We start from the raw sequence: 23,782 nt of genomic DNA, 5'->3' as shown, positions 1-23,782 counted from the left end.
TCCAAGCCAGTACCGGGCCGTTCATTTCGCAATCTGAGTTAATGGGAGAATGGACAAAAGAGCATTTCGAGACAAGGTCGCGGGAACCCGTGAGACAGTTTTGAGATGTGCGCACAGAGCAGAAGAGGCGCAGTTTAGCGACCGCGTCTCACAGAACGTAAGCATTCCTAAAAAAAGACGGCCTGCTCTGTCGCAGACCGTCCGTTGCAAATTGCTATTATTTCTTCTTCGTATTGAGAGACTCTTGGTGAATTTCCAGGAAGCGCGGTAAATTCATGCCTTCCAGCGTCTGGATATAGGTGTCCCAATCCTTGTCGAGATCCGCATCGCCAATGACGAAGCGGGCCATCATCTCATCGACATAATCGTTAATCGTCTTGGACAAGTCTGACAGTTCGGCTGCCTGCTCGTCAGTGAAGAACAGCTGCGGCAGCGCCATGTCTGCGCTCGGTTTGTACGGATCGTAATTTTGCTTTGTTTCATTATATAGGATGACTTCAAGGCTCGGCTTGCCGTCATTCGGTACTGCCGAGCTGAGGCGAAGCTCGTTCGAGCGGTACGTCGGCGCCGTCTGCTCCCAATGGACGTTCTGGATCTGCCCGTATTCCTTCAGCTTCGTCCACTTGGCCGGCTTGCCGTTGATGCCGATCTCGCCTTCCGTCGCCTCGCGCCACTCCTCGCCCGGACGTCCGATCGTCGTGCGCAGCGATACTTCCTCGTCATAGAAGCCATCCGCCCAGCGGAACGCCACGTCTGGATGCTTAGAGTTTTTCGTAATAAGGTAGGCTCCAAGCGAATAGCCAAATGGGTTATAAGCGGCATATTGTACACCGCTCGGACCTTTGAGTGCCGGAACAGTCACATAATCGAGCCAGCGTCCGCTCTCGCCAGCGATTTGTGTGAACACGCCCTGATGTCCGCCAAGCGCCGCTCCTAGAACGACGTCACCCGACGCTTCACCCAGCTTGAGCAGCTGATCGCTGTCCTGCGTGAACACCTGCGGATCGATAAGTCCCTCGCTATACAGCTTGTGCAAATATTTCAAGCCTTCGCGCCACTCCGGCTTATTGTAAGCAACCTCGACCTTGCCGTCCTGCACATACATATGAACGCGGGATTCGCTGAATGTCGAGTTGAAGACGAACGCATTCATAATAAATCCGTCGATGCTCGACAGCCATCCGCTTCCGCGTGGCGCACCGGATAGAACCACTTCATCCGCCTTGCCATTGCTGTTCGGATCCTTCTCCTTAAACGCTTTCAGGACGGTATAGAGCTCATCCGTCGTCGTCGGAACCTTCAAGCCGAGCTTATCAAGCCAAGGCTTGTATATCCACATCTTTTGTGCCATCGAGCAGTGGTAGCAATCGTTAATGCTTGGCAGCGCGTAGACGTTGCCGTCAGGAGCTGTAATCGCTGTTCCGAGCACTTCGTTATCGTCCAGAGCTTTCTTGAAATTGACGCTGTATTTATCGATAAAATCGTTCAAGGAAAGAAAGACGCCCTGCTTGCCGTAAATCATCTGCTGTGCCGGAGTGACGCCGAAAGACATGATGACGTCCGGATAATCTCCTGATGCGAGCATCAGATTCAGCTTTTCGCTCGCTGATTGCTGCGGCACAACAATCCATTCGACGTGCACATTCGTCTTCTCTTCGTACCACTTTGTAAATTCATTCGTTTCGAAGTTCTCTACCAAAGAGTTGGAAGGCACCATGACCTTAAGCGTCACTTTCTCCTTCACAATCGGAAACGTGCCCTTCTCCGTTACAATCGACTCGGTGTCCGCACCATTCTTCTCAGCTGCCCCTTTGTCGCCCCCGCCTGAACAGGCCGAGAGCAGGATCACTGTCATCATCATGACGCTCAACAAAAGCGCGCTCCATCGTTTCATCCGCATTCATACTCCCCCTATAAATGAATGGTTATTCATTCTGTGTGATCATCCTTTAATCGAGCCAATCATGATTCCTTTGACAAAATACTTCTGCACGAACGGATAAGCAGCGAGCAACGGCGCGGAGGATACGACGATTAATGAATATTTCAACAGCTCGCGCAAGCCTTGCCGGGCGGCTGCCGTCTGCACGTCACCGAGTGTCTCCTGACTTACCTGGTTCTGTATCAAGATGTCTCGCAGCACAAGCTGCAGCGGAAACAGCTTCTCCTTTTTCAAGAAGATGAGCGCATTAAAGTATTGGTTCCATTGATCGACACCGTAGAACAATGTAACAACGGCGATGATCGGTCCGGATAACGGAAGTACGATGCGCAGCAGGAACATGAAGTCATTGCATCCGTCCATCTGGGCGGATTCAAGCAGTTCCTTCGGAATGCTCGTTCGAAAATAAGTCATCATAATCATAACATTCCAGACAGACAACGCCGTCGGTATGACCATCGCCCAGATCGTATCCAGCATTCCGAGTTCTCGTACGAGCAGATACGACGGGATGAGCCCCCCGTTGAACATCATCGTGAATACGAACAGAAGCGTGAACGCGCGCCGACCTTTAAAGTCGCTGCGGGACAACGGATAGGCAGCGAGTATCGTGATAAATAAGCTCACGACCGTGCCGAGCGCCGTATAGATTATCGTGTTTTGCAATCCCGTCCATACCATGCGATGACGGAATACCGCTTGATATCCTTCCAGTGAGAAATCCACTGGCCACAGCCACACCTTGCCCGAAATAACGGCGCTGGACGAGCTGAACGAAGCGCTCAGCACATATAGGAGCGGATAGAGGACGATAATGAGAAACAAACCTAACACGGCGTTGTTTACGATATGGAACAGGCGATCACCTTTGGCAGCGGATAACGTGTCCATGGTCTGCCTCCTTTCGCATCACCATAAGCTCTCCTGCCCCGTCTTGCGGGCGGTGTAGTTCACCGTTACGATAAGCACCAGCGAAATGGCCGACTTGAACAGTCCGATAGCCGTAGCGTAAGAAAAATTCATCGCTTGCGACAACAGGCCGATCTTGTACACGTACGTATCGATCACTTCGGATGTCTTCAGGTTGAGCGGGTTCTGCATCAAATAAATTTTTTCAAAACCGGTTTCAAGCAGTTGGCCCGTATTCAGAATGAGCAAAATCATAGCGATAGGCAAAATGGCCGGCATATCGATATGCCAGATCCGCTTTGTCCGTCCAGCGCCATCCAATACAGCCGCTTCATGAAGCGCAGGATCCACCGTTGAGAGCGCTGCCAAATAAATGATGCAGGAAAAGCCGATATGCTGCCATATGCCCGACCATACATAAATGGACTTGAAATATTTCATTTCGCCCATAAAATGTACCGGATCGATTCCGAACAAGCCGAACAACTGATTGATCATCCCGGTGCGCGGATCCATAAATTGCAGCAGCAATCCGACAAGGACGACGGTCGAAATAAAGTGCGGCGCGTAGCTGACCATTTGCACCGTATTTTTGAACCATCGGATGCGGACTGCGTTTAGACTGAGCGCAAGCAGCACCGGAAGCGGCGTACTGACGACAAGCGAGTAAATGCTGATGAACAGCGTATTCTCCATGATGCGCCAGAAATCATACGAATTGAAAAATCGCACGAAATGCTTCATTCCGACCCAATCGCTCGCCCACAAGCCCTTAACGACGTTATAATCTTTAAATGCAATTTGCGCGCCGACCATCGGCCCGTATTTAAAGATAACGACGTACAGAAGCGGGATGAGGAATAAAACGTACAACTGCCAGGAACGCTTCATATAAGCGCCCAACGCGATGGATGCTTTGTGGTCGCCACTGACTTCTGTTTCGGAAAGCGAACGCACTGTTTCTTGCTGTCGTTTTTCAGACAAGGACACACCTCCTGTTCCTCAGAATTTCGATCCACCTTTGATATTTGCTTTGGCACGATTTAATGATGGCGCTTACAATCAGCAGTGTTGCTCTGCTGAACGGAAGCGCTCACCGTGTTAATCGTGCCCCTATTGTATGACGTGGCCGAAACCCGAGGAAAGAAGCGATTTTCACAATTTATTCACTTTTTTGGATTGTGCATTATTCCCTTTTTATATGTTTAACATTTTTCGATATTCGCTAGCGCTCATGCCGTGTTTGCGCTTGAAAGCCCGGCTGAATGAGTTGAGTGAATTGTATCCGACCCGCTCTGCTATTGCCGTCACAGGCAGTCCTTGCTTAATCATCGTTTTGGCCGCTTCCAGTCGCAGTTCTTCCACATAATCAGAGAAATTGATGCCGCGCTGTTCTTTGAAGAAGGCAGAGACATACGCCTCGGACACGTGCAATTCATCGGCCACCGCCGTCAGAGAAAGTGAAGAATCGGCATAGTTCGCATGGATATATGCTGTCATATCTTCGAACAGCGTCTCGTTCCTGCTCCGCTTGCGTTCATGAACGAGGCGGCACATATGAACGAACTCTTGCTCGATTGAGTGGAACAGCTTGTGAAGATCCGTTCCTTTCTTCATTAGCTTCTGTTGGAATACCGTGTTCTCGACCAGCATCGCCGCATCTACCGTCTGCGACAGCTTCATAGCTGTCGAATATAAATCCATAAGCAGCCATTGCTTCATCATGCAGGACAGGTGCTGCTTCTCCCAATTCTCTATGCGAGTCGTATGAAGCACCTGCAGCAGCTCTTCTTCATTGCCGCCGCGAACCGCATGGATGAGGCGCAGCTCGACATCCGGACTGTACACGTACAAATCTTCACGTCCCGATTCTTGTTCATCCCACCATGTCCATGCCGACTCAGCATCTCGCTCGAATACCGACTGCAGTTGCTGAGCTTGCTCTAGCGAACGCGGCACATCAAGACGTCTCGACACCATTCCGCCAATCGTACAGATCGGAGTAACATGCGATTGCTTCAGCCGCTTGCACAGCTCGTGCAGCGTATGTTCAATCTCTTGCTTGAAGCGGACAGCCTCATCCTCCCGTGCTGTCTGTCCCTCCGCATGCGTGTTATAGAAGAGCAGCGCGACTTGGTCCTGCTCGATATCGTGTACGTCACAAGGCACGCAGGCCATACCGAACGCTTCATCCATGACGACGAGCCGCTTCAGCTCCATCTCATGCAGGACGGATGTGCTCCAATCGTCTCCGTGCCAGCCAAGCTGCAGCAGCGCAACCGCGTAACGGGAGGCGTTCCGCTCCAGACCCGCATGCTCAAGCGAGGATTGCAGCTGCTGCTCCGTCGCATAGCCGCCGCGAAGCCATTTATCGAACACAGCCATGCGCGCATATTCCTGACGCTCAGTAAGCTTCTGATCGAGCGTCTTCGTCGTCTCGAGCATCTCAGCGAACGCGTCGCGTAAATAAGCGAATATATCCGATCGTTTGCCACGCAGCAGCATGCCCGGCTTCGCGAACGTGTGCACGTATGAGTAGAGCCGCTCCAGCGGACGGCTGTTCCGATGCGACAACCATAAGGCGAGCAGCACGATTACAGCTAATGATATTCCGACGAGCGTGAACGTCGTACGCTTGATGGCATACACGCTTTTCAGGACGTCGGCCGCTGGCTGCGCCGCAATATACGTCCAGCCGGTCTTCTCCGAAGTAATTTGCGAGACGAGCATATCCTGTCCATCCATGTCTGTGCGGTAATGCGAATTACTCATGGACATGGAGCGAGAGATCAACTTATTTATGGAATCCTCATTACCATTCCCGATTGAGCCGATCATTTCACCTTGCTGATCAATAATGCGAACTGTGCCGCCTTGCTTCACATCGATGCTATGCAGTATTTTCTCGATTTCTTTATGCGGAATAAGCGCAACGACGGCTCCTTGATAATATCCCGGGTAACCGAGCGACCGAACATACGTAACCATCTGCTCCTCCGTCTGCCTGTAGCGCACCGTCCTCATGCCGATAAAATCCTTCAAATGAAAGGTCTTTAGCATTTCCTGCTTCCATTGCTCAACATCCCAATCTTTATACCGCAGCACATCACCGTAATAGGCGTCGATAGATTCCACCCGATGAGGTGAAATGACGAGTGAGCTGTTCTGAAAGATAACGAAATAATCCATCAAAAAACGGTTGCTGACGCTGTAATCGTCAAGCGCGCTGCGGGTCGCCATCACTTTGTACGTATTCGTGCCGGCAAATGGCTCCGACACCACTTGAAAGCCTTTGATTTTCGGATGATCGGCCACCTGTTGCACGATCGACTCCACTTCAGCGAACCGCGTTTCGAGCAAGGTCTGCGCTTGATTCAATGCTTTATCGTTCCGTTCCAGCACTTCCCGCTCCAGCACATCAATCGTCTCCCGGTAAGCAATCCATCCCGCAGTTAGCGTTAACATTAAGAAGAGCAAATAGGGCAGCAAAAAACGGATCCACAGCCTCCCCATCAGCTTTTTCGTCCAGATAGAGCGGAGACGCTCCTTTATGGAACCGCTTGCACGAATGGTTTGTTCGGATGATTTCGGCATGCAATAGGCCCCCATTCGGTTTTTTTGTTACTACCATACCAGAAAAAAACACAGCTGAACATAATGTGTGGCAATTTTTTAGATGGTTCCAATTGGATTGATGAAATTCGCTTGTACAATCTTTCATTTTTTTAAATTTTACCTTTGAAGCAAACAAGATCCACTAGAGAATATACAGTAAAATGTTCGAATTGGGCGGTAAAAAGGCATCCGTTGCTTTTTTACTGGACACAATCCAATGCAAGCAGAAAGAACAACGCAAAAAGGGCACTACCTCTCTTGAGATAGTGCCCCGGCTCCTATTATTGTATAAGAGCAATCAATGCTTCGCCGCTTCCATGCGCCCCTGATCGATAAGTCGCTGTGCCCGTTCCACTTCTTCTGCTGTCGGTGAAGGCACGCCCTCGAGTGGATATTTCTCACCGAGATGCTCCCATTTGTATACGCCCATCTGGTGATATGGCAGGATGTCTACCTTCTCAACGCCTTGCAACGATCCGATGAAACGACCGAGCTCAAGCAAGTCCTCTTCCGCATCATTAATCGTCGGCACAAACACATGGCGAATCCACATTTTCTTCCCGTGATCCGATAACCAACGCGCCGTTTCCAGCGTCCGCGTATTCGGAACACCGGTGAGGGACATATGCTTCTCGTTGTTGATATGCTTAATGTCGAGCAGCACGAGATCCGTCAAATCATACAGGTCCGCAAGCTTTGTGACATCATTAACACCGTTCGTATCGAGTGTTGTATGCAAATCCCAACGTTCCTTCACTTGCCGGAACAGTTCCTTGACGAATGGCCCTTGCAGCGTCGGTTCGCCGCCAGACACCGTCAAGCCCCCTCCAGAGCTGCGGTAATACGGCAAATAGGATTCGATTTCGGACAACGCTTCTTCTATCGTCATTTCTTTTCCGTCATTCAAACTCCATGTATCGCGATTATGGCAATATTGGCATTTTAACGCACAGCCTTGCATGAATAATATGAAGCGAATTCCTGGCCCATCCACCGTGCCGAACGTTTCTACAGAATGTATGCGTCCAATCATCGTATCACGGTCCTTTCTCTATTGCTTTCCACGAGGTCATTCATACATATCAACATATGTCTAGTGAAAAAGCAAGAGGGGGCGCCCTCCCGGAAAACACCGCAAGGTGCGTTGCTCGGGTATGGCTGCTCCCCCTCCTTCATTATTCACATATGTTGCTGTCTTAATTCGGTTACATCGAACCGTGGAATGTACGGTTAATGACATCCATTTGTTGTTCGCGAGTCAGCTTGATGAAGTTAACCGCATAACCGGACACGCGAATCGTCAGCTGTGGATAGTTCTCTGGATGTTCCATCGCGTCGAGCAATTGCTCACGGTCGAATACGTTGACATTCAAGTGATGCGCTCCGCTGCCGAAGTATCCGTCCATCATCGACGTAAGATTGGATTTCCGAGCGTCAAGCTCTTTGCCCAATGCTTTCGGCACGATGGAGAAGGTGTTCGAAATGCCGTCCAAGCTATGCTCGTAAGGCAGCTTGGCTACCGAGCTGAGCGATGCGAGCGCGCCCTTCTTATCACGGCCGTGCATTGGGTTCGCACCAGGTGCGAACGGTTCGCCGGCTTTGCGTCCGTCAGGCGTTGTACCTGTTTTCTTACCATATACAACGTTCGACGTAATGGTCAGAACCGATTGTGTCGGCAATGCGCCACGGTATGCTTTATGTTTGCGAATCATATTCATGAACGATTCAACCAACTCAATTGCAATACCGTCTACACGGTCATCATTATTGCCGTAGCAAGGGTAGTCGCCTTCAATTTCGAAGTCAACCGCGATGCCTTGCTCGTTGCGGATTGGTTTGACTTTTGCGAATTTAATGGCGCTCAAGGAGTCAGCCGCTACCGAGAGTCCTGCAATACCGCAAGCCATCGTGCGCAGAATCTCACGGTCATGCAATGCCATTTCGATACGTTCATAGCTATATTTATCATGCATATAGTGAATGATGTTGAGCGTGTTCATGTACAGCTTCGCAAGCCAATCCATCATTTGCTTGAAACGTTTCACGACTTCGTCGTAATCAAGCACTTCGCTCGTAATCGCTGGCAGTTCTGGTCCGACTTGAGCGCCGGATTTTTCGTCTTTACCGCCGTTGATAGCGTACAGCAAGCATTTTGCCAAGTTGGCGCGAGCACCAAAGAACTGCATTTGCTTACCGATGCGCATTGCGGATACGCAGCAAGCGATACCGTAGTCATCACCGTAGAACGGACGCATCAGGTCATCATTCTCATATTGAATGGAGCTTGTTTCAATCGAAACCTTCGAGCAATATTTTTTGAACGATTCAGGCAGTTTCGTGGACCACAGTACCGTCAAGTTTGGCTCTGGAGCTGGTCCCAAGTTATATAAGGTGTGCAGGAAACGGAAGCTGTTCTTCGTGACGCGAGTCGTTCCGTCCATTCCCATACCACCGATTGATTCTGTAACCCAAGTAGGGTCACCGCTGAACAATTCATTGTAGTCTGGTGTGCGCAAAAACTTAACGATACGCAGCTTCATGACGAAATGGTCAACTAACTCTTGCGCTTCTTGTTCTGTCAAGTTGCCTTCTTTCAAGTCACGTTCAATGTAAATATCCAAGAAGGAAGATACGCGACCAAGGGACATTGCCGCACCGTTCTGTTCTTTAACGGCTGCCAAGTAGCCAAAGTATACCCATTGGAACGCTTCTTGCGCGTTCACGGCTGGCTTGGAAATGTCGAAGCCGTGCATTTCTGCCAGTTGCTTCAATTCGCCGAGTGCACGAATTTGTTCAGAGATTTCTTCGCGGTCGCGAATGGTATCAGCATCCATTGCGTCCACTTCAAGGTTTTTCAAATCTTGCTTCTTCTGTTGAACTAAGTAGTCAATACCGTACAATGCGATTCGGCGATAATCGCCGATGATGCGGCCGCGACCGTAAGCATCCGGCAAGCCCGTGATGATTCCGGCTTTGCGTGCTGCGCGCATTTCGGAAGTATATGCATCAAATACGCCTTGGTTATGCGTTTTGCGAATGTCTGTAAACATTTTAACAATTTCATCCGGCATTTTGAAGCCGTATGCTTCACAAGCGTCAATCATCATGCGAATGCCGCCGAATGGTTGAATGGAGCGGCGGAACGGAGCATCTGTCTGAACGCCGACCACTTTTTCTTTATCTTTATCCAAGTAGCCCGGTTGGTGCGATGTGATCGTCGAAGGAGTGTTTACATCGACATCCCATACGCCGCCGCGGTCGCGCTCTTCTTTAGTCAGACGGCTTACAACTTCCCACAGGTCCTTCGTGTTCTGAGTCGGGCCCGCGAGGAACGCCTCGTCTCCATGATAAGGCAAAATGTTGTCATCAAGGAAGTTAGGCACATCTACGTGTCTTTGCCATTTTCCCATTTTGAACCCACGCCATGGATCCATTGTTTTTACTTCAGTCATGTTCTTTTCAATCACCGACATCGTAATCCCTCCATACATTTGATTATCTGTATGTGCTGTAAACAATCCAGAACGCTCACACCTAGCAATATCATGTACATACCCATTCATTGTAATGCCTAATCTTACATTTTGTGACGTTTTTCACTTTAGAAGCTGCAATTTTTTTCTTTCGCTTTTTACTTCTCCAGCGAAGCGTCACTTCCTGCTAAGTGCGGCTGACAAAGAAAGAAATAATATGCTTCATTTTTGTCTTCCCTTGCTGTGATTTAATTGTACCTCTTTTCACGTACAGTTAATGTGATTTATATCACAATATAGTTGTCCTCCATGAAATTAATCACATTTTATTGTTCAATTTTAGTTGAAAACAATGTCCGTGTTTTCATAATGACAGACAATAGCAGCGAAGAGGGCTGGACTCTTCGCTGCTGTATAAAGGAAAGGTGGATTAGGCTGTCATGCTTTCAGTTACTGCGTTCTTACTCGAACCGTCCGTAGAAGGCGTTGCGGTACACTTCCGCCAATTCCGTCACGAGCGGCAGCTTCGGATTCGCTGTCGTACATTGGTCTTCGAACGCGCGGTCTGCCAAGTAGTCTACGCGGGATTCGAAATCCTTCACGTCGAAGCCGATGGCTTGGAACGATTCCGGAATGCCGAGCTCGCGGTTCATGTCGCGAATCGCCTTGATAAGGCTGTTCACGCCCTCTTCCGTCGTGCGGGCAGGCAATCCCAAGATGCGTGCGATTTCCGCGTAGCGCTCATCCGCCACGAAGTGGTCGTATTTCGGGAACGAAGCGAACTTCGTCGGCTTCTTCGCATTGTAGCGAATGACGTGCGGCAGTAGAATGGCATTCGTGCGGCCGTGTGCCGTATGATATTGCGCGCCCCATTTGTGCGCCAAGCTATGGTTGATGCCGAGGAAGGCATTCGCGAACGCCATACCGGCAAGTGTCGAAGCGTTGTGCATTTTTTCGCGCGCCTTCGGACATGCTTCATGATGAGATTTCACTAGATTCGCAAATACAAGCTGGATAGCTTTAATCGCCAAGCCATCGGTGTAATCGCTCGCCATAACAGACACGTACGCCTCAATCGCATGCGTAAGCACGTCCATACCGGTGTCGGCTACCGCAGTTTTCGGCAAGCTATATACGAATTCCGGATCCACGATGGCTACGTCCGGCGTTAATTCATAGTCAGCCAGCGGATACTTCGTGTTTCCTTTTTCTTTATCCGTAATGACGGTAAACGAAGTCACTTCCGAACCCGTACCGGACGTGGTTGGAATGGCCACGAATTTCGCCTTTTTGCCGAGTCGCGGATATTTATAAGTCCGCTTGCGGATATCAAGGAACTTCTGCTTCAGGTTGTCGAATTCCGTATCCGGATATTCATAGAACAGCCACATGCCCTTCGCTGCGTCCATTGGCGATCCGCCGCCAAGTGCGATGATACAGTCTGGCTGGAAGCTCTGCATCATTTCCGTACCGCGTTCAACCGTCTTGGTGGACGGATCCGGCTCTACATCGGAGAACACTTCGATAACGACCGGATTGCGGCGTTGACGCAAGTAGTATTCCAATTTTTCTACATAGCCGAGCTTCACCATCATCGGGTCGGTAACAATCATGACGCGGCTGATGTCCGGCATTTTCGCCAAGTATTGGGTTGCCCCTTTTTCAAAGTAGATTTTATTTGGCACTTTAAACCACTGCATATTCACTGTACGCTTCGCCACCCGTTTAATATTGAGCAAGTTCACCGCCGTTACGTTCGAGGACGTCGAGTTGCGGCCGTAAGAACCGCAGCCGAGCGTCAGGGACGGAATGTTCGTGTTATACAGGTCCCCGATGGCGCCATGCGTGGATGGCGAGTTGACGAGAATGCGTCCTGTCTGCAAGCGGTCCGAGAACTTCGCAATAACGTCGTCATCGTTCGTGTGGACGACCGAAGAGTGGCCCATGCCGCCGAATTCAACGATTTCTGCAGCGCGGTCGATACCTTCCTGTGCCGTTTTCACCTTATAGCAGGCAAGCACGGGACTCAATTTCTCTGCGGACAGCGGATATTTCGGTCCGACACCTTCCAGCTCGGCCACGAGAATCTTCGTGTTGTCCGGCACATTGATGCCCGCCATCTCGGCAATCTTCGTCGCCGGCTGGCCGACAATTACTGGATTGACTGCACACGTTTCGGCTTTCATGGCACTGCCCTGCAGCTTGCCGATTTCCTCTTTGCTCAGGAAGTAGCAGCCTTGGGACTGCATCAGCTTCTTCGTCTGATTGAAAATTGGCTCTTCAATGATAACCGCCTGCTCGGATGCGCAAATCATCCCGTTGTCGAATGTTTTGGACAGAATCAGGTCAGTTACTGCTTGGTTCAGGTCTGCCGTCTTTTCAATGAAGCAAGGCACGTTGCCGGGACCAACGCCAAGCGCCGGTTTGCCGCAGCTGTATGCGGAACGAACCATGCCCGCGCCACCTGTTGCCAGGATGAGCGCTACCTCCGGGTGGTTCATGAGCGTGTTCGTCGCTTCCATCGACGGGAACTCGATCCATTGGATGCAATGTTCCGGTGCGCCATATTTCACAGCTGCATCATGCAAAATGCGAGCCGCTTCCGCGCTGCATTTCTGTGCCGAAGGGTGAAACCCGAAAATAATCGGGTTGCGCGTCTTAATCGAGATGAGCGCTTTGAACATCGTCGTCGATGTCGGATTCGTTACTGGCGTAATCCCCATCACGATACCGACTGGTTCGGCTATCTTCATGTAGGCGCCATTCGGATTGTCTTCAATAACGCCTACTGTTTTTTCATATTTAATGTGGTTAAAAATATACTCCGTAGCAAAGATGTTCTTCGTAATTTTGTCCTCGTATACGCCGCGGCCCGTTTCCTCCACAGCCATTTTCGCGAGATGCATATGTTTGTCTAAGCCTGCCAACGCCATTTGTTGAACCACTTTGTCGATTTGCTCCTGATCCATATCCATGAATGCTTCCTGCGCCTTCTTCGCGCGGTCAATCAGTTGCTGGATGTGCTTCTCGACATTTGCGGTTTGCTCTGTCTTTTTCTCTGTAGCTTTCACTTCTGGTTTCGTTGCCATTCTCTCCGCCTCCATTCAAGGACTAAGTGTGAACCTTAGACTTGGTTTCTCTCTTCATGTCTGTGTTTGGTCTGTTACGGCCTTATCCGAGGTTCATTTGCTTACTATTGATTGTGAATCATTTCACATATTCATTGTAACCGATGGTTTCAATTCGGTATGTGATCTACATCACAACGCAAACTTCTTTATGATTTCTTTTTTCTTCTTATTATTATGATGATGATCACGGCATTTTCGCAAAAATGTAACTAATTTTTAACCTAATTAAATTGACATCTTTCGTTGGAACCTCCATGATAGTATTATCGTATAAAATAGTGAAACTTGTCACATGGAATACCTTGGGTCATAATAACTAAAAATTGAAATAGACAAATTGGAGGAGAATGGAGTGACTAACATCATGGAACGATTTCAAGAGCCTTGTAACACATCGTGCTTCTCGGACCAAAATGTGGAGCGTTTAATCAGTGTAGCCAAAGACCGCACTTATCCAGATAGCTCTCACCTGTTCTGGGAAGGCGACGTCTCCGACAAGCTGTTCCTGCTGAAGAGCGGCCGTATTAAGATTACGAAATCGACGGATGAAGGGAAAGAGCTAATTCTATACATGTATCAAGCTGGCGATTTGGTCGGTCAGGTGGATCCGTTTCATAGCACGAAGCACAACTTCACGGCCGAAGTGGTCGAGGAAGCCGATGTCTGGCTAATCGAACAGAAGGATATTGAAATTCTAATATGCCAGCACTGTGATTTTTCCATTGATTTCATGAAATGGATGGGTATCCACCATCGTCTAACCCAGACGAAATTCCGCGACCTAATGATGTACGGCAAGCCGGGAGCGTTGTGCTCAACCTTGATCCGCCTCTCCAATACGTATGGCGAAGAGCTGGAAGACGGCGGCATTCTCATCAACAAGAAGATTACACATACCGACCTGTCCAACATGATCGGAGCTACCCGGGAGAGTGTCAACCGCATGCTCAGCGACCTTCGCAAAAAAGGAGTAGTCGAGTACGAGAACGGCATGATCGTCATTCGCGAGCTCGAGCATTTACAGGAGATTTGCCACTGTGAGATGTGTCCGAAGGAGATATGCCGCATTTAATGGGCCACATTTATAAGTTCTGTATCTTTAGAAATGAAGAAGAGGGGCGTCAGCCCCCTCTTCTTTGATTTACCGATAACATTATGTGTCACAAAAATACAATCGTCGCTAGGCAGTAATGCGGAACACATGAGCAATAGGAGCTTTATCCCCGAGCGCAGATAACGGGAGAGTAATCGATACTCCATCCTCTACACGGTTGAATTCCAGCACCTCATTCGTTCCAACCAATTCCACTTTACCTACAGCGTCAGTGTATGGAATGAATACGTTTTCCTTAACAGGCGTATTGTCTGATGGGTACAAGTACGAGCAATATACCGTATCCCCTTTGCGGGTGAACGCACACTGCTTCGTGAAATACGGCGCACAAATTCTAGTGCCATAAACAGCCTCGCCGTAAGTCTTCATCCACGCGCCCATTTCCTTCATCCGGACAATAGCCCCTTCCGGCAGCCGTCCATCCGGCTGTGGACCGACGTTCAACGCGAGGTTTCCGCCTTTCGCCACGACTTCGAGCAAAATGTGCACGAGCTGCCGTGTCGGCTTGTACTTATCTTCATATCTGAAAGAGAACGACGTGCCCATCGTAATGCAACTTTCCCACGGAACATCCATCGGTCCTTCAGGGATCGTTTGCTCCGGCGTGATGATATTCTCGTACGGTCCGCCTACCGTCCGGTCGGCTGAAAGGAGCCACGGCTGTTGCTCGCGCGCACGATCGACGACTTCACCGAGGCGGATATCTTGCCATACTCTGCTGCCTTCTCTCACCCATCCAGCATCCAGCCACAGCACATCAATTCGACCGTATTTCGTCAATAATTCCATGATTTGCTCATGAGTGAATTGAACGAATTTTTCCCATAGCTCCGGATGCTCCTTAGGATTGTAAGACGGTCCGCGCCACGTCTTGTTTCCTCGTTCCATGTTAGGCGCCCAGTAATATGGAGTGTGCCAATCCGCTTTGGAGAAATACGTTGCAATCGCCAATCCTTTGTCACGGAACGCATCGAACAGATGCTTGCAAATGTCAGCATATTTGTGCGAGTGAAACGGTGTATCCGCTCCCGTACTCTTGTAATCAGTCGTTTTCGTATCCCACATGCAGAACCCATCATGGTGTTTCGTCGTAAAAATCAAATATTTGAATCCGCCTTCCGCCGCCAAGTCGGCCCATACGTCCGGTTGGAAACGGACCGGATTGAACGTCTTGTTCAGATCGAAATATTGCTGCTTCAGCTCTTCGCCATCCACATCCCAATCGATTCCGTCCCGGGACCACTCTGCATCCTCGTCGCTAAGCGCCCAAGATTCCACTACACCCAATTGGGAATACGTTCCCCAGTGCATCATGAAGCCAAGCTTCTGGTCTTTGAACCATTCCAGACGCTCTTGCAATTTCGGGTCTTCCGGTTTCACCCATTCGTCTTTCGCACTGAAGTTGTGCACGCCTTGTTCCACTACTTGCTCTTCCTGTTGTGCATCGTCATGTTGTGTCGCTTCACTCATTTGCTTGTAACCTCCCATTATGGAACTGAACCAGCCGGTTCGAAATCAAAATGTTTCCGCTAACATGGTACATCCCTAGTAAACCAGATCAAGGAGGCCCGACGCAACATACAAATTTCTACCCCTTTACTTTTTTCACAAAATACATGTGTACACCTAGCATTATCGGAGCTGATCGATGAGAAAATGAAGTGCCGCCGTTCGCCACTGGCCCCGCTCCCCCCCACACTTCCAGTTTACGGTATTATGTCACTTGCGCTTTAGCGCCACTCTACCCTTACGTCAGGAGACTGCAGCATTCGTATCTCAGTGTCATATCCCCCCCACTAAGATCATTTCAGAACACTTGCCGTTTGGGGTTTAACGCCGCTCTACCCTTACGTCAGAAGACTGCAGCGTTCGTATCTCAGTGTCACATTTCCCTCCACTAAGATCATTTCACAACACTTGCCGTTTGGGGTTTAGCACCACTCTACCCTACGCTCAGGCTTACATGCGTTTCTGAATTGATGTATGGGGAAAAGCTTATGTCACGGTACGCATCACTCTCATTTCCAACATCGTCTTGGTGTCGAAAGTTAATAACACTGTCCAAATCCAGGTCGCGAACCTACACGTTACTTTTCGCCTCTGAGTCGCGGGGAGAGTGGTGCTATGCACTATAAGCTCTTATGCAGTATCGTCTTCTTCCTGTGTCATTTCCCGTTCTGATAGGTGCGCGGTTGCATATCACAATCGTTATAAATAAAGCCCAGAGCAAGAGACTTCTCGCTCCGGACTTCTAGATTTTCAAGATTAAGGATTAAGGTTTAAGGATTAAATGATTATAGGTTAGCTTATTAACTTATCCGCTATTGGGTTCTAAGCTGCTTTGCTTTTTCACTTATTTGCTGCTTAGGTTCTAGGATTTGCTGCGAGCGCTTCTTACCGGGCTGATGAACCAGTAGGCCATTCCGACGAAAACGGCCCCGCCCATAATATTGCCGAGTGTGACGGGCACCATGTTGTGCAGCCAGCCCGCCAGCGTAATCGTGTCCGGATGCTGCGGCAAGAGCAGCGCCACGGTCATGAGCGACATGTTGGCTACACTATGTTCGAACCCGATGGCGATGAACGCGTACAGCATCCACCAGATGAGCAGCAGCTTTGCGACGTCTTCCTTTGCACGCATTGATGTCCAAATGGCCAGGCAGACGAGCCAGTTACATAAAATTCCGCGAAAAAACAACTCCGTCACCGGCATGCTCATCTTGTTCGCCGTCGCTGCGAACAGCAAATGTTCTGGCGGAATGCCGCCGAACACGCCTGAAGCTCTAATGAGCAAGCTGAACAGAACCGCTCCGAGCACATTGCCGGCAAAGACGATACCCCAGTTTTTCAACGTTTGCATCCATGGTGTTTTGCCGGATAAGCTGCTTACTGTAAACAGCATGTTATTGCCGGTGAACAACTCTGACCCCGCAAAGATGACGAGTGTGAGCGCGATTCCGAACGACATGCCCATCACCATCGGAACGGCGGGCGATCCTGCTGCTTTAAAGTTGCCGCCCACTGTGAAAATGAGCACGATTCCAAATCCGACATACGCCCCTGCAAGCATTGCAGCCACCACATACCGGAGCAACCCGCTGGACATCAGCTTCTTTTTTGCTTCGACTGTTTCATTGATTTTTTCCAATGTCGGTGTATACATGGGTTTCTCTCCCTTCGAGCGTGTGTGCCGAAACGCAACGCTTAACGGTTCACATCACAGCGATATAAACCGAATCCTCTTCAACCCGAACCGCGAAAGTGCGCGCCTGCCCTGTATCGGGCGCTTGGACGCACCCGTCGCGCAGATCGATTTTCCAATCGTGCAGCGGATCGTACAAATAATGGCCAGACACGATCCCCTCGCTCAACGGTCCGCCTTTCGGATGCGGACTGCGGTTCTCAATTGCATATACGGCCTCCGTCGTGCGGAATACGGCTACCTCTACGCCGTTGATTAATATGACACGCCCTACTCTGGGCATGAAGTCATCCTGCTTGCCTACGGCAACCCATGCCGCTTCCCTATTTATTGCCATATGCCAACGCTCCCTTCACCACTTTAACTCCGTTATTGTTGAAAGACGACTTTACCGAACATCTTGTCGCGCAGCCCTTTATCGCTGATAACTTGCTGCCACGGTTCCTCTGAACGCGACGATAATGCTTCATCCATCCGTGCCACCAGTTGTTTGCGCCCCTCCGCGTCTTCGACCGTCGTCTTGTGGATGTGTTCCAATCCGATTCGTTCCACCCAGTCCGAAGTGCGCTCCAAGTAATTTGCCGTTTCGCGATAGTGTTGTAGGACTGCGGCTGTAATTTCAATTAGCTCTTCATCTGTCTTCACCTTGCAGAGCAAGTCGGCCAGACGCGCCTTAATGCCGCCGTTGCCGCCGATATAAATTTCCCATCCGCCGTCGTTACCGACGATGCCGATATCCTTCGTACACGATTCAGCACAGTTGCGCGGGCAGCCGTTAACAGCGAACTTTACTTTAGCAGGATAGTCAATGCGCTCGAACTTGCGTTCCAAGAGTGCGCCCATTCCCATCGAATCCTGCGTGCCGAAGCGGCAATAAGTCGCGCCAACGCAAGTCTTGACGGTGCGCAGCGACTTGGCATAGGCATAACCGGAAGGCATATCCAGCTCCTCCCATACGCTGGGTAAATCCTCCTTCTTCACGCCGACGATATCGATCCTTTGTCCACCTGTCATTTTCACAAGCGGCACATTGTATTTTAATGATACGTCTGCTATCTTCTTCAATTCCGCAGGTGTCGTCATACCGCCGTACATGCGCGGAACGACTGTATAGGTGCCGTCCTTCTGAATGTTCGCGTTCATGCGCTCGTTGACAAAGCGCGATTCTTTCTCGTCCTGATACGTCTGCGGCCAAATCATGCCCAAGTAATAGTTCAGTGCCGGGCGGCACTTCGAGCAGCCTTCCTCCTGCTTCCAGTCGAGCACGTTCATGATCTCTTTCGTCGAGCGGAGCCCCTTCTCGCGAATAGCCGCTACAATCTCGTCGCGCGACATCGTCGTGCAGCCGCATATCCCCTGCTTGCTCCCTCCAGCTTCAAAGCCGTCCCCGAGCACATGCTGCAGCAGTTGTTCTACTAAAGGCTTGCATCCGCCGCAAGAACGGGATGCGCCTGTGCAGGCTTTCACCTCGTCGAGCGTCGTCAAGCCCTGTTCCGTGATGGCGTCCACAATCATTTTTTTGGTGACGCCGTTGCAGCCGCATACGATATCATCGTCGGCGAAGTCGGCTGCCGCATTCGCTTTGGTGCCGCAGCAACCTCCTGCTCCGGTCAGTTCGTTGTAGAGCTCCTCCGTCATTTCCGCGCCTTGCTTGACGAGCCGTTCCAATTTTGATGCGTCATCGATATTGCCAAAAAGCACCGCGCCAGCGATGACGTTGTCTTTTAAGACGATTTTTTTGTAGGTCCCTTTCCAAGCATCGTGGAACGTCACGCATACACATTCCGGCGTCTCCAGGAACAAACCCGTCGAGAACACGTCCACGCCGGACACCTTCAGCTTCGTTGAGCATACCGAGCCTTCATACGGCTTCGTCTCCACTCCAGCCAATCCCTTAGCCAACACCGCCCCTTGTTCGAATAACGGGGCGACGAGGCCATAGCACACACCGCGGTGCTCCGTGCATTCGCCTACGGCATATACGTCCGGTGCTGAGGTGCGAATATAATCGTCAACCACGATGCCGCGGTTGACGGCCAGTTCGCTGGCACGAGCAAGCTCCACGTTCGGGCGGATGCCGACGGCCATAACGACGAACTCCGCTTCCAGCTCGGTACCGTCGCTGAAGCGCAGTCCTTCGACTCGCTCGCCCCCGATCAGCTCCTGCGTCTGTTTGCCGAGCGCGAACTTAAGCCCTTGCCGCTCCAGTTCCGTCTGCAGCATCCGGGCGGCCTTCTCATCCAGCTGCCGTTCCATCAGGAAATCCGGCAAATGGACAACCGTTACGTCCATTCCGAGCTGTACGAGACCTTTCGCTGCCTCGAGACCTAGCAAGCCACCGCCAATAACGGCTGCTTTTTTGTACAGCTTCGCAGCCTCCATCATCCGGTCGCAGTCTTCTATGCTGCGGAATCCGATGACGCCTTGTTTATCCGCTCCTGGAACCGGCAGGATGAACGGCGTCGAACCCGTGGCAATAATGACACGGTCATAACCGACTTCGTGCCCGTTGTCCATCACGACGACGCGGCGGGTCGTGTCCACCCTAGTCGCTGTCGTGCCCGTATGAAGTGTAATGCCCGCTTCGTCGTACCAAGCACGCGGGTTGATGACAATATCATCCATCGTCTTGCTGCCATCCAATACGTAGGACAGCATAATGCGGTTGTAATTTGGATGCGGCTCTTGACCGATGACAGTAATGTCGCAGCTGTCGGTCAGCTTCATCAATTGCTCCACCGCGTTCATTCCCGCCATCCCATTTCCAATAACGACCAATTGCAGTTTCCGTTTCATGATTGGTTCCTCCTCCATCGCCCCGCATGATGTAAGCAAGCGGACTACAAACATGTACATGTTCTATTTTTCACATAATATAACGAAATGTGCCGTTCTTCCTCTATCTCTATCTAGCTGCATGTTCCCAATGAACTTCATAGTCATGATACGCTGATCACACCTGTATCTTACTGGAAATATATGAACCCGTAGTGTGATTACACTCACTCCGATTATGGCAATATTCACAAATTTAAAAATCTGCTATCGGCTTGTCACAATTTGTTCATCCAAATGGCCGGTTCATCAATATTCCGGATCATAGGGCTCAAAGGGTGCACTATTAATTTAAAAATAGGAATATCTTATAAAGACAAACCATGTGCCTTCAACTATAATGGGTTGTGAACAATTTGCTGACTGCAATGAATAAAGGAGCTATATAATATGAGTCTTTCTTATGTATGTCTGTATGATCCTAACATGCCCATATCTATGGATCCCCTTCGTTCGGACATTCTGCAAACGCTTACTGAAAAGTGGAATATTGTGCAAGCGGATCGTTTGTCCGAGACGCTAGATGGTCTTCAAGACGGAGTGTTCATCAATCTTCACGCCCCTTATTTCCCTAAGCATGCCTGGAAATCAATCTTGTCCTTCCTGCAACGGGGCGGGAATCTGTTAAGCATTGGCGGAGCGCCATTCCGCACTCCTGTCTATCAGGACGGCAACAGCTGGATTGCCGAACCGGAACAGACCGCATATCACCAGCAGCTGCAAATCCATGAATGCATGACTGTTAATGACGAACGCTTCTCCCGCTTTGTAGCGAACGAAGAACGTCCTCTCTTCGCCGATGCGGTCTTCGCATGGGAGAAAGAGCCAACGTGCAGCTTCGTGCTGTGGGTGACACGGAACGACGATTGCCCAGGAGAACATGGGTCGGCAGGATCGATGGATGCACACATTACTCCGCTCGTGACGGCTGTATCCAAGGATCAGCGTGAAATCGGCGCGCCGGTCGTCCTGCTCGAGAATACGAAGGGCACCTTCTCCGGATCACGCTGGCTGTTCGTCAATCAGCGTCTCTCAGAAGCTTTCTGGAACCTGTCTTCTATCAGGCAATTAACCGACTGGGCTGAATACTGCTCACAAGGTGTAAGCGAATGGTGGTTGAAGCCAAGCGTCGCTTGTTACGATCCGGGTGACAGACCGAAATTGACGCTGCAATCGCAATATTTGCCGCAAGCGAGACACGCTTACCGCAATGGCACTCCTTTGTTGAGAGGAAGCGAGTACGCGGAAGACCGTCCCATCACGTGGCTGGGGGAATTGACGCTGTATGATGATAGCGGTAACCTTCTATGGGAGGAAAAGCTAGAGCTTGCTTGCGGCAGGGAGCTGGAAGTGATGTCCTTCCTTCCTGACATACTATTAGAGCCGGGGATGTACCGGGCAACTGCAAGCTTGCGCAGCAGCCTCGGAGAAGTGCGTCATCTCCATCAAGGGTTCTGGTGCCGGGATGAAGCGCTTCTGAGAAGCGGCTCCTTCTTAACGGTCAGCCGCGATTATTTCGAGCGCGACGGCGAACCGATGCCGATAGTCGGCATGACGTATATGTCCAGCGATGTCGCGCGCAAGTTCATTTTTCTGCCGAACGCAGCGGTATGGGATCGCGATATGGCGCAGATGAAGCGGGCCGGCATCAACATGATTCGAACTGGAATCTGGACGGCTTATCGTCATGTGATGTATGTGGACGGCCATCCGGCCGAGGATGTGCTGCGGGCGATCGACGCCTTCTTCCTGACGGCCAAAAGGCATGGCATTGAGGTCTGCTTCAACTTCTTCTCCTTCGCACCAGAACTGTGGGAAGGGTCCAATCCGTATCTTGATCCGCGCAGCGTGGAAGCGCAGAAACGATTCATCGGCGCCATTGTACAACGTCATCGTCATTCCACCCACGTGCATTGGGACTTGATTAACGAACCGTCCGTATTCGATCCGAAGCGCGTGTTCGCCGGACCGCGCAGCGCGAAGGATAAATACGAGGTTGCGGCGTTCAGAGAATGGCTGAAGGAACGATATCAAGGCGATATTCGGCTGCTGCAGGAACGTTGGGCAATGACACCGGATCAGGTGCCGGGGTTCGGGGCTATCGTGCCGCCGGAGCCGCAAGACATTAATTTCAATTCACAGGATATGATACGGGAGAAAAAAGGAACACGCTGGTTAGACTATGCGCTGTTCTCGATGAACATGTTCAACCGTTGGGTCTACGCGATGCGGGACACGATCTCGTCCTTTCAACCGCAGCAGTTGGTCTGCGTTGGACAGGATGAAGCGCTCGCTTCCCAACGTCCAAGCACGTTCTTCTACGAAGGAGCGGTTGACTATACGTCCAATCACTCCTGGTGGATGTATGATCAGATCGTGTGGGACAGCGTATTTACGAAGACACCGTATAAGCCGAACATCATTCAAGAAACGGGCATCATGTACGCGCTGACCCCGGACGGCATGGCGATGCGCTCCGAAGAGCAGCTTCGCAACATACTGGAGCGCAAATACGCCTATGCATTCTCTACCGGCTGTGCCGGAGCCATTCAATGGATTTGGAACACGAATTTCTATATGAACAACGTCAACGAATCCAATATCGGTGCGCTGCGGGCAGACGGTACGGAGAAGCCCGAAGCCGATGTATCCTACGATTTCGGCGCATTCATGAAAGACACAGCTTCCCTGTTCAAAGAGCGGGAATTGGAGCCTGTCGTCGTTATCTATCCGGAATCTAACGATTTATCCAACCGCAGAATGGCGGTCGAAGCCACTTCGTCAGCCTCGCGTGTGCTTGCCTATGAGCTTAAGTCACCGTTCCGCGCACTCGGTGAGCTTCATTTGGATGCATTATACGCTCAGCCGGCACAGCTCATTATCGTTCCGTCCGCCCATCATTTGACGGATGATGCTCTTCATAAGCTGCTCAGCTTCATAGAACATACCGGCGCCACTCTGCTCGTCACCGGACCGGTCGGGCGCAACGAATATTGGCAGCCGTCTTCGCGCTGGGACAGCCTCGTCGGCGAGCGGCAGCTGCATAACATTTTACGGGAAGAGTGCTTCCTGCTTGAGGGCGACTGCATTCCGTTATCCTATGGCGGCAAGAAGATTATGCAGGTCTATAAGGAAATCGATAGCACAGTTGGGACGCAAGCATGTCCGTCGCTCATCCGTCGTCAGATCGGCAAAGGGACATTATTATGGATCGGTTTGCCGGTGGAATGGAACGATCGCCCCGCTTCCATTGCCTCGCTGTATGATTATGCTATGAAGACGGCTGGAATCGGACAAGAGATGGAATGGGAAGAAGGACAAGACATTAGCGGCATTTACGGACGCCGTATATCCTTCGCCGCTGGCGATTTGTACATTTTCGTATCCGAATACAGCCAACCTGTTAACGTGCGCATCTCCCATCCGGTTCATAAGCATTCCTACAGCTTTGAGCTTGAGAGTGAGCGAACTGTGATGTTTGCCACAGATGAGAAAGGTGACATCATCGCAGTCTATCGTCCGCACGAAGTAGATATTGACTCACATTCCGCATGTTAGTCT

General features: G+C 50.6%; 13 protein-coding genes. 2 read left to right on the top strand and 11 right to left on the bottom strand.

The window, feature by feature from the left end; translation table 11 throughout:
* Positions 1–217: 217 nt before the first annotated feature.
* From LQV63_RS14555 to adhE, 7 genes are all read right to left on the bottom strand, one after another.
* The gene (locus LQV63_RS14555) at positions 218–1,900 is read right to left on the bottom strand and encodes an ABC transporter substrate-binding protein (RefSeq protein WP_233697259.1); all 1,683 of its coding nucleotides are present in this window, start codon (positions 1,898–1,900) and stop codon (positions 218–220) included.
* A 42-nt stretch (positions 1,901–1,942) separates the two neighbouring features.
* Positions 1,943–2,833, bottom strand: a complete 891-nt coding sequence (locus LQV63_RS14550) for a carbohydrate ABC transporter permease (protein WP_019422961.1) — start codon at positions 2,831–2,833, stop codon at positions 1,943–1,945.
* Positions 2,834–2,851: 18 nt separating this feature from the next.
* Positions 2,852–3,835, bottom strand: a complete 984-nt coding sequence (locus LQV63_RS14545; protein ID WP_233697258.1) for an ABC transporter permease — start codon at positions 3,833–3,835, stop codon at positions 2,852–2,854.
* Positions 3,836–4,048: 213 nt separating this feature from the next.
* Positions 4,049–6,445, bottom strand: a complete 2,397-nt coding sequence (locus LQV63_RS14540; protein ID WP_233697257.1) for an AraC family transcriptional regulator — start codon at positions 6,443–6,445, stop codon at positions 4,049–4,051.
* Between the two features lie 319 nt (positions 6,446–6,764).
* A complete protein-coding gene (gene pflA / locus LQV63_RS14535; RefSeq protein WP_019422964.1) occupies positions 6,765–7,499 on the bottom strand; it encodes a pyruvate formate-lyase-activating protein in 735 nt (244 codons plus the stop codon).
* Positions 7,500–7,671: 172 nt separating this feature from the next.
* Positions 7,672–9,939 carry a formate C-acetyltransferase gene (gene pflB / locus LQV63_RS14530; RefSeq protein ID WP_019422965.1) on the bottom strand — a complete coding sequence of 756 codons (2,268 nt, stop codon included), beginning with the start codon at positions 9,937–9,939 and terminating at the stop codon, positions 7,672–7,674.
* A 461-nt stretch (positions 9,940–10,400) separates the two neighbouring features.
* Positions 10,401–13,028: a bifunctional acetaldehyde-CoA/alcohol dehydrogenase gene (gene adhE, locus LQV63_RS14525; RefSeq protein WP_233697256.1), complete on the bottom strand. Its 2,628-nt coding sequence runs from the start codon at positions 13,026–13,028 to the stop codon at positions 10,401–10,403.
* A gap of 406 nt (positions 13,029–13,434) precedes the next feature.
* Between adhE and LQV63_RS14520 the strand changes: the two genes are divergently transcribed.
* Positions 13,435–14,142: a Crp/Fnr family transcriptional regulator gene (locus tag LQV63_RS14520; RefSeq protein WP_026011201.1), complete on the top strand. Its 708-nt coding sequence runs from the start codon at positions 13,435–13,437 to the stop codon at positions 14,140–14,142.
* 108 nt (positions 14,143–14,250) lie between these two features.
* Here the strand turns inward: LQV63_RS14520 and LQV63_RS14515 are convergent, their stop codons facing one another.
* The 4 genes from LQV63_RS14515 to nirB all read right to left on the bottom strand — a co-directional run bounded on the left by LQV63_RS14515 (position 14,251) and on the right by nirB (position 20,182).
* On the bottom strand, positions 14,251–15,654 hold the full coding sequence (locus LQV63_RS14515; protein WP_233697255.1) for an alpha-L-fucosidase: 1,404 nt from the start codon (positions 15,652–15,654) through the stop codon (positions 14,251–14,253).
* Between the two features lie 901 nt (positions 15,655–16,555).
* Positions 16,556–17,347, bottom strand: a complete 792-nt coding sequence (locus LQV63_RS14510; RefSeq protein ID WP_233697254.1) for a formate/nitrite transporter family protein — start codon at positions 17,345–17,347, stop codon at positions 16,556–16,558.
* Between the two features lie 49 nt (positions 17,348–17,396).
* On the bottom strand, positions 17,397–17,723 hold the full coding sequence (nirD, locus tag LQV63_RS14505; protein WP_019424027.1) for a nitrite reductase small subunit NirD: 327 nt from the start codon (positions 17,721–17,723) through the stop codon (positions 17,397–17,399).
* Positions 17,724–17,755: 32 nt separating this feature from the next.
* Positions 17,756–20,182, bottom strand: a complete 2,427-nt coding sequence (nirB, locus tag LQV63_RS14500; protein WP_233697253.1) for a nitrite reductase large subunit NirB — start codon at positions 20,180–20,182, stop codon at positions 17,756–17,758.
* A gap of 429 nt (positions 20,183–20,611) precedes the next feature.
* On the opposite strand from nirB, the gene LQV63_RS14495 reads away from it, so the two are divergent.
* Entirely contained in the window at positions 20,612–23,779 is a 3,168-nt protein-coding gene (locus LQV63_RS14495; RefSeq protein ID WP_233697252.1) for a beta-galactosidase, read from the top strand.
* Positions 23,780–23,782: the final 3 nt, after the last annotated feature.

Origin of the sequence: Paenibacillus profundus (genome assembly GCF_021369635.1) — a bacterium.
GTDB lineage: Bacteria > Bacillota > Bacilli > Paenibacillales > Paenibacillaceae > Paenibacillus_B > Paenibacillus_B profundus.
This window is presented reverse-complemented; position numbering and strand designations above follow the sequence as displayed.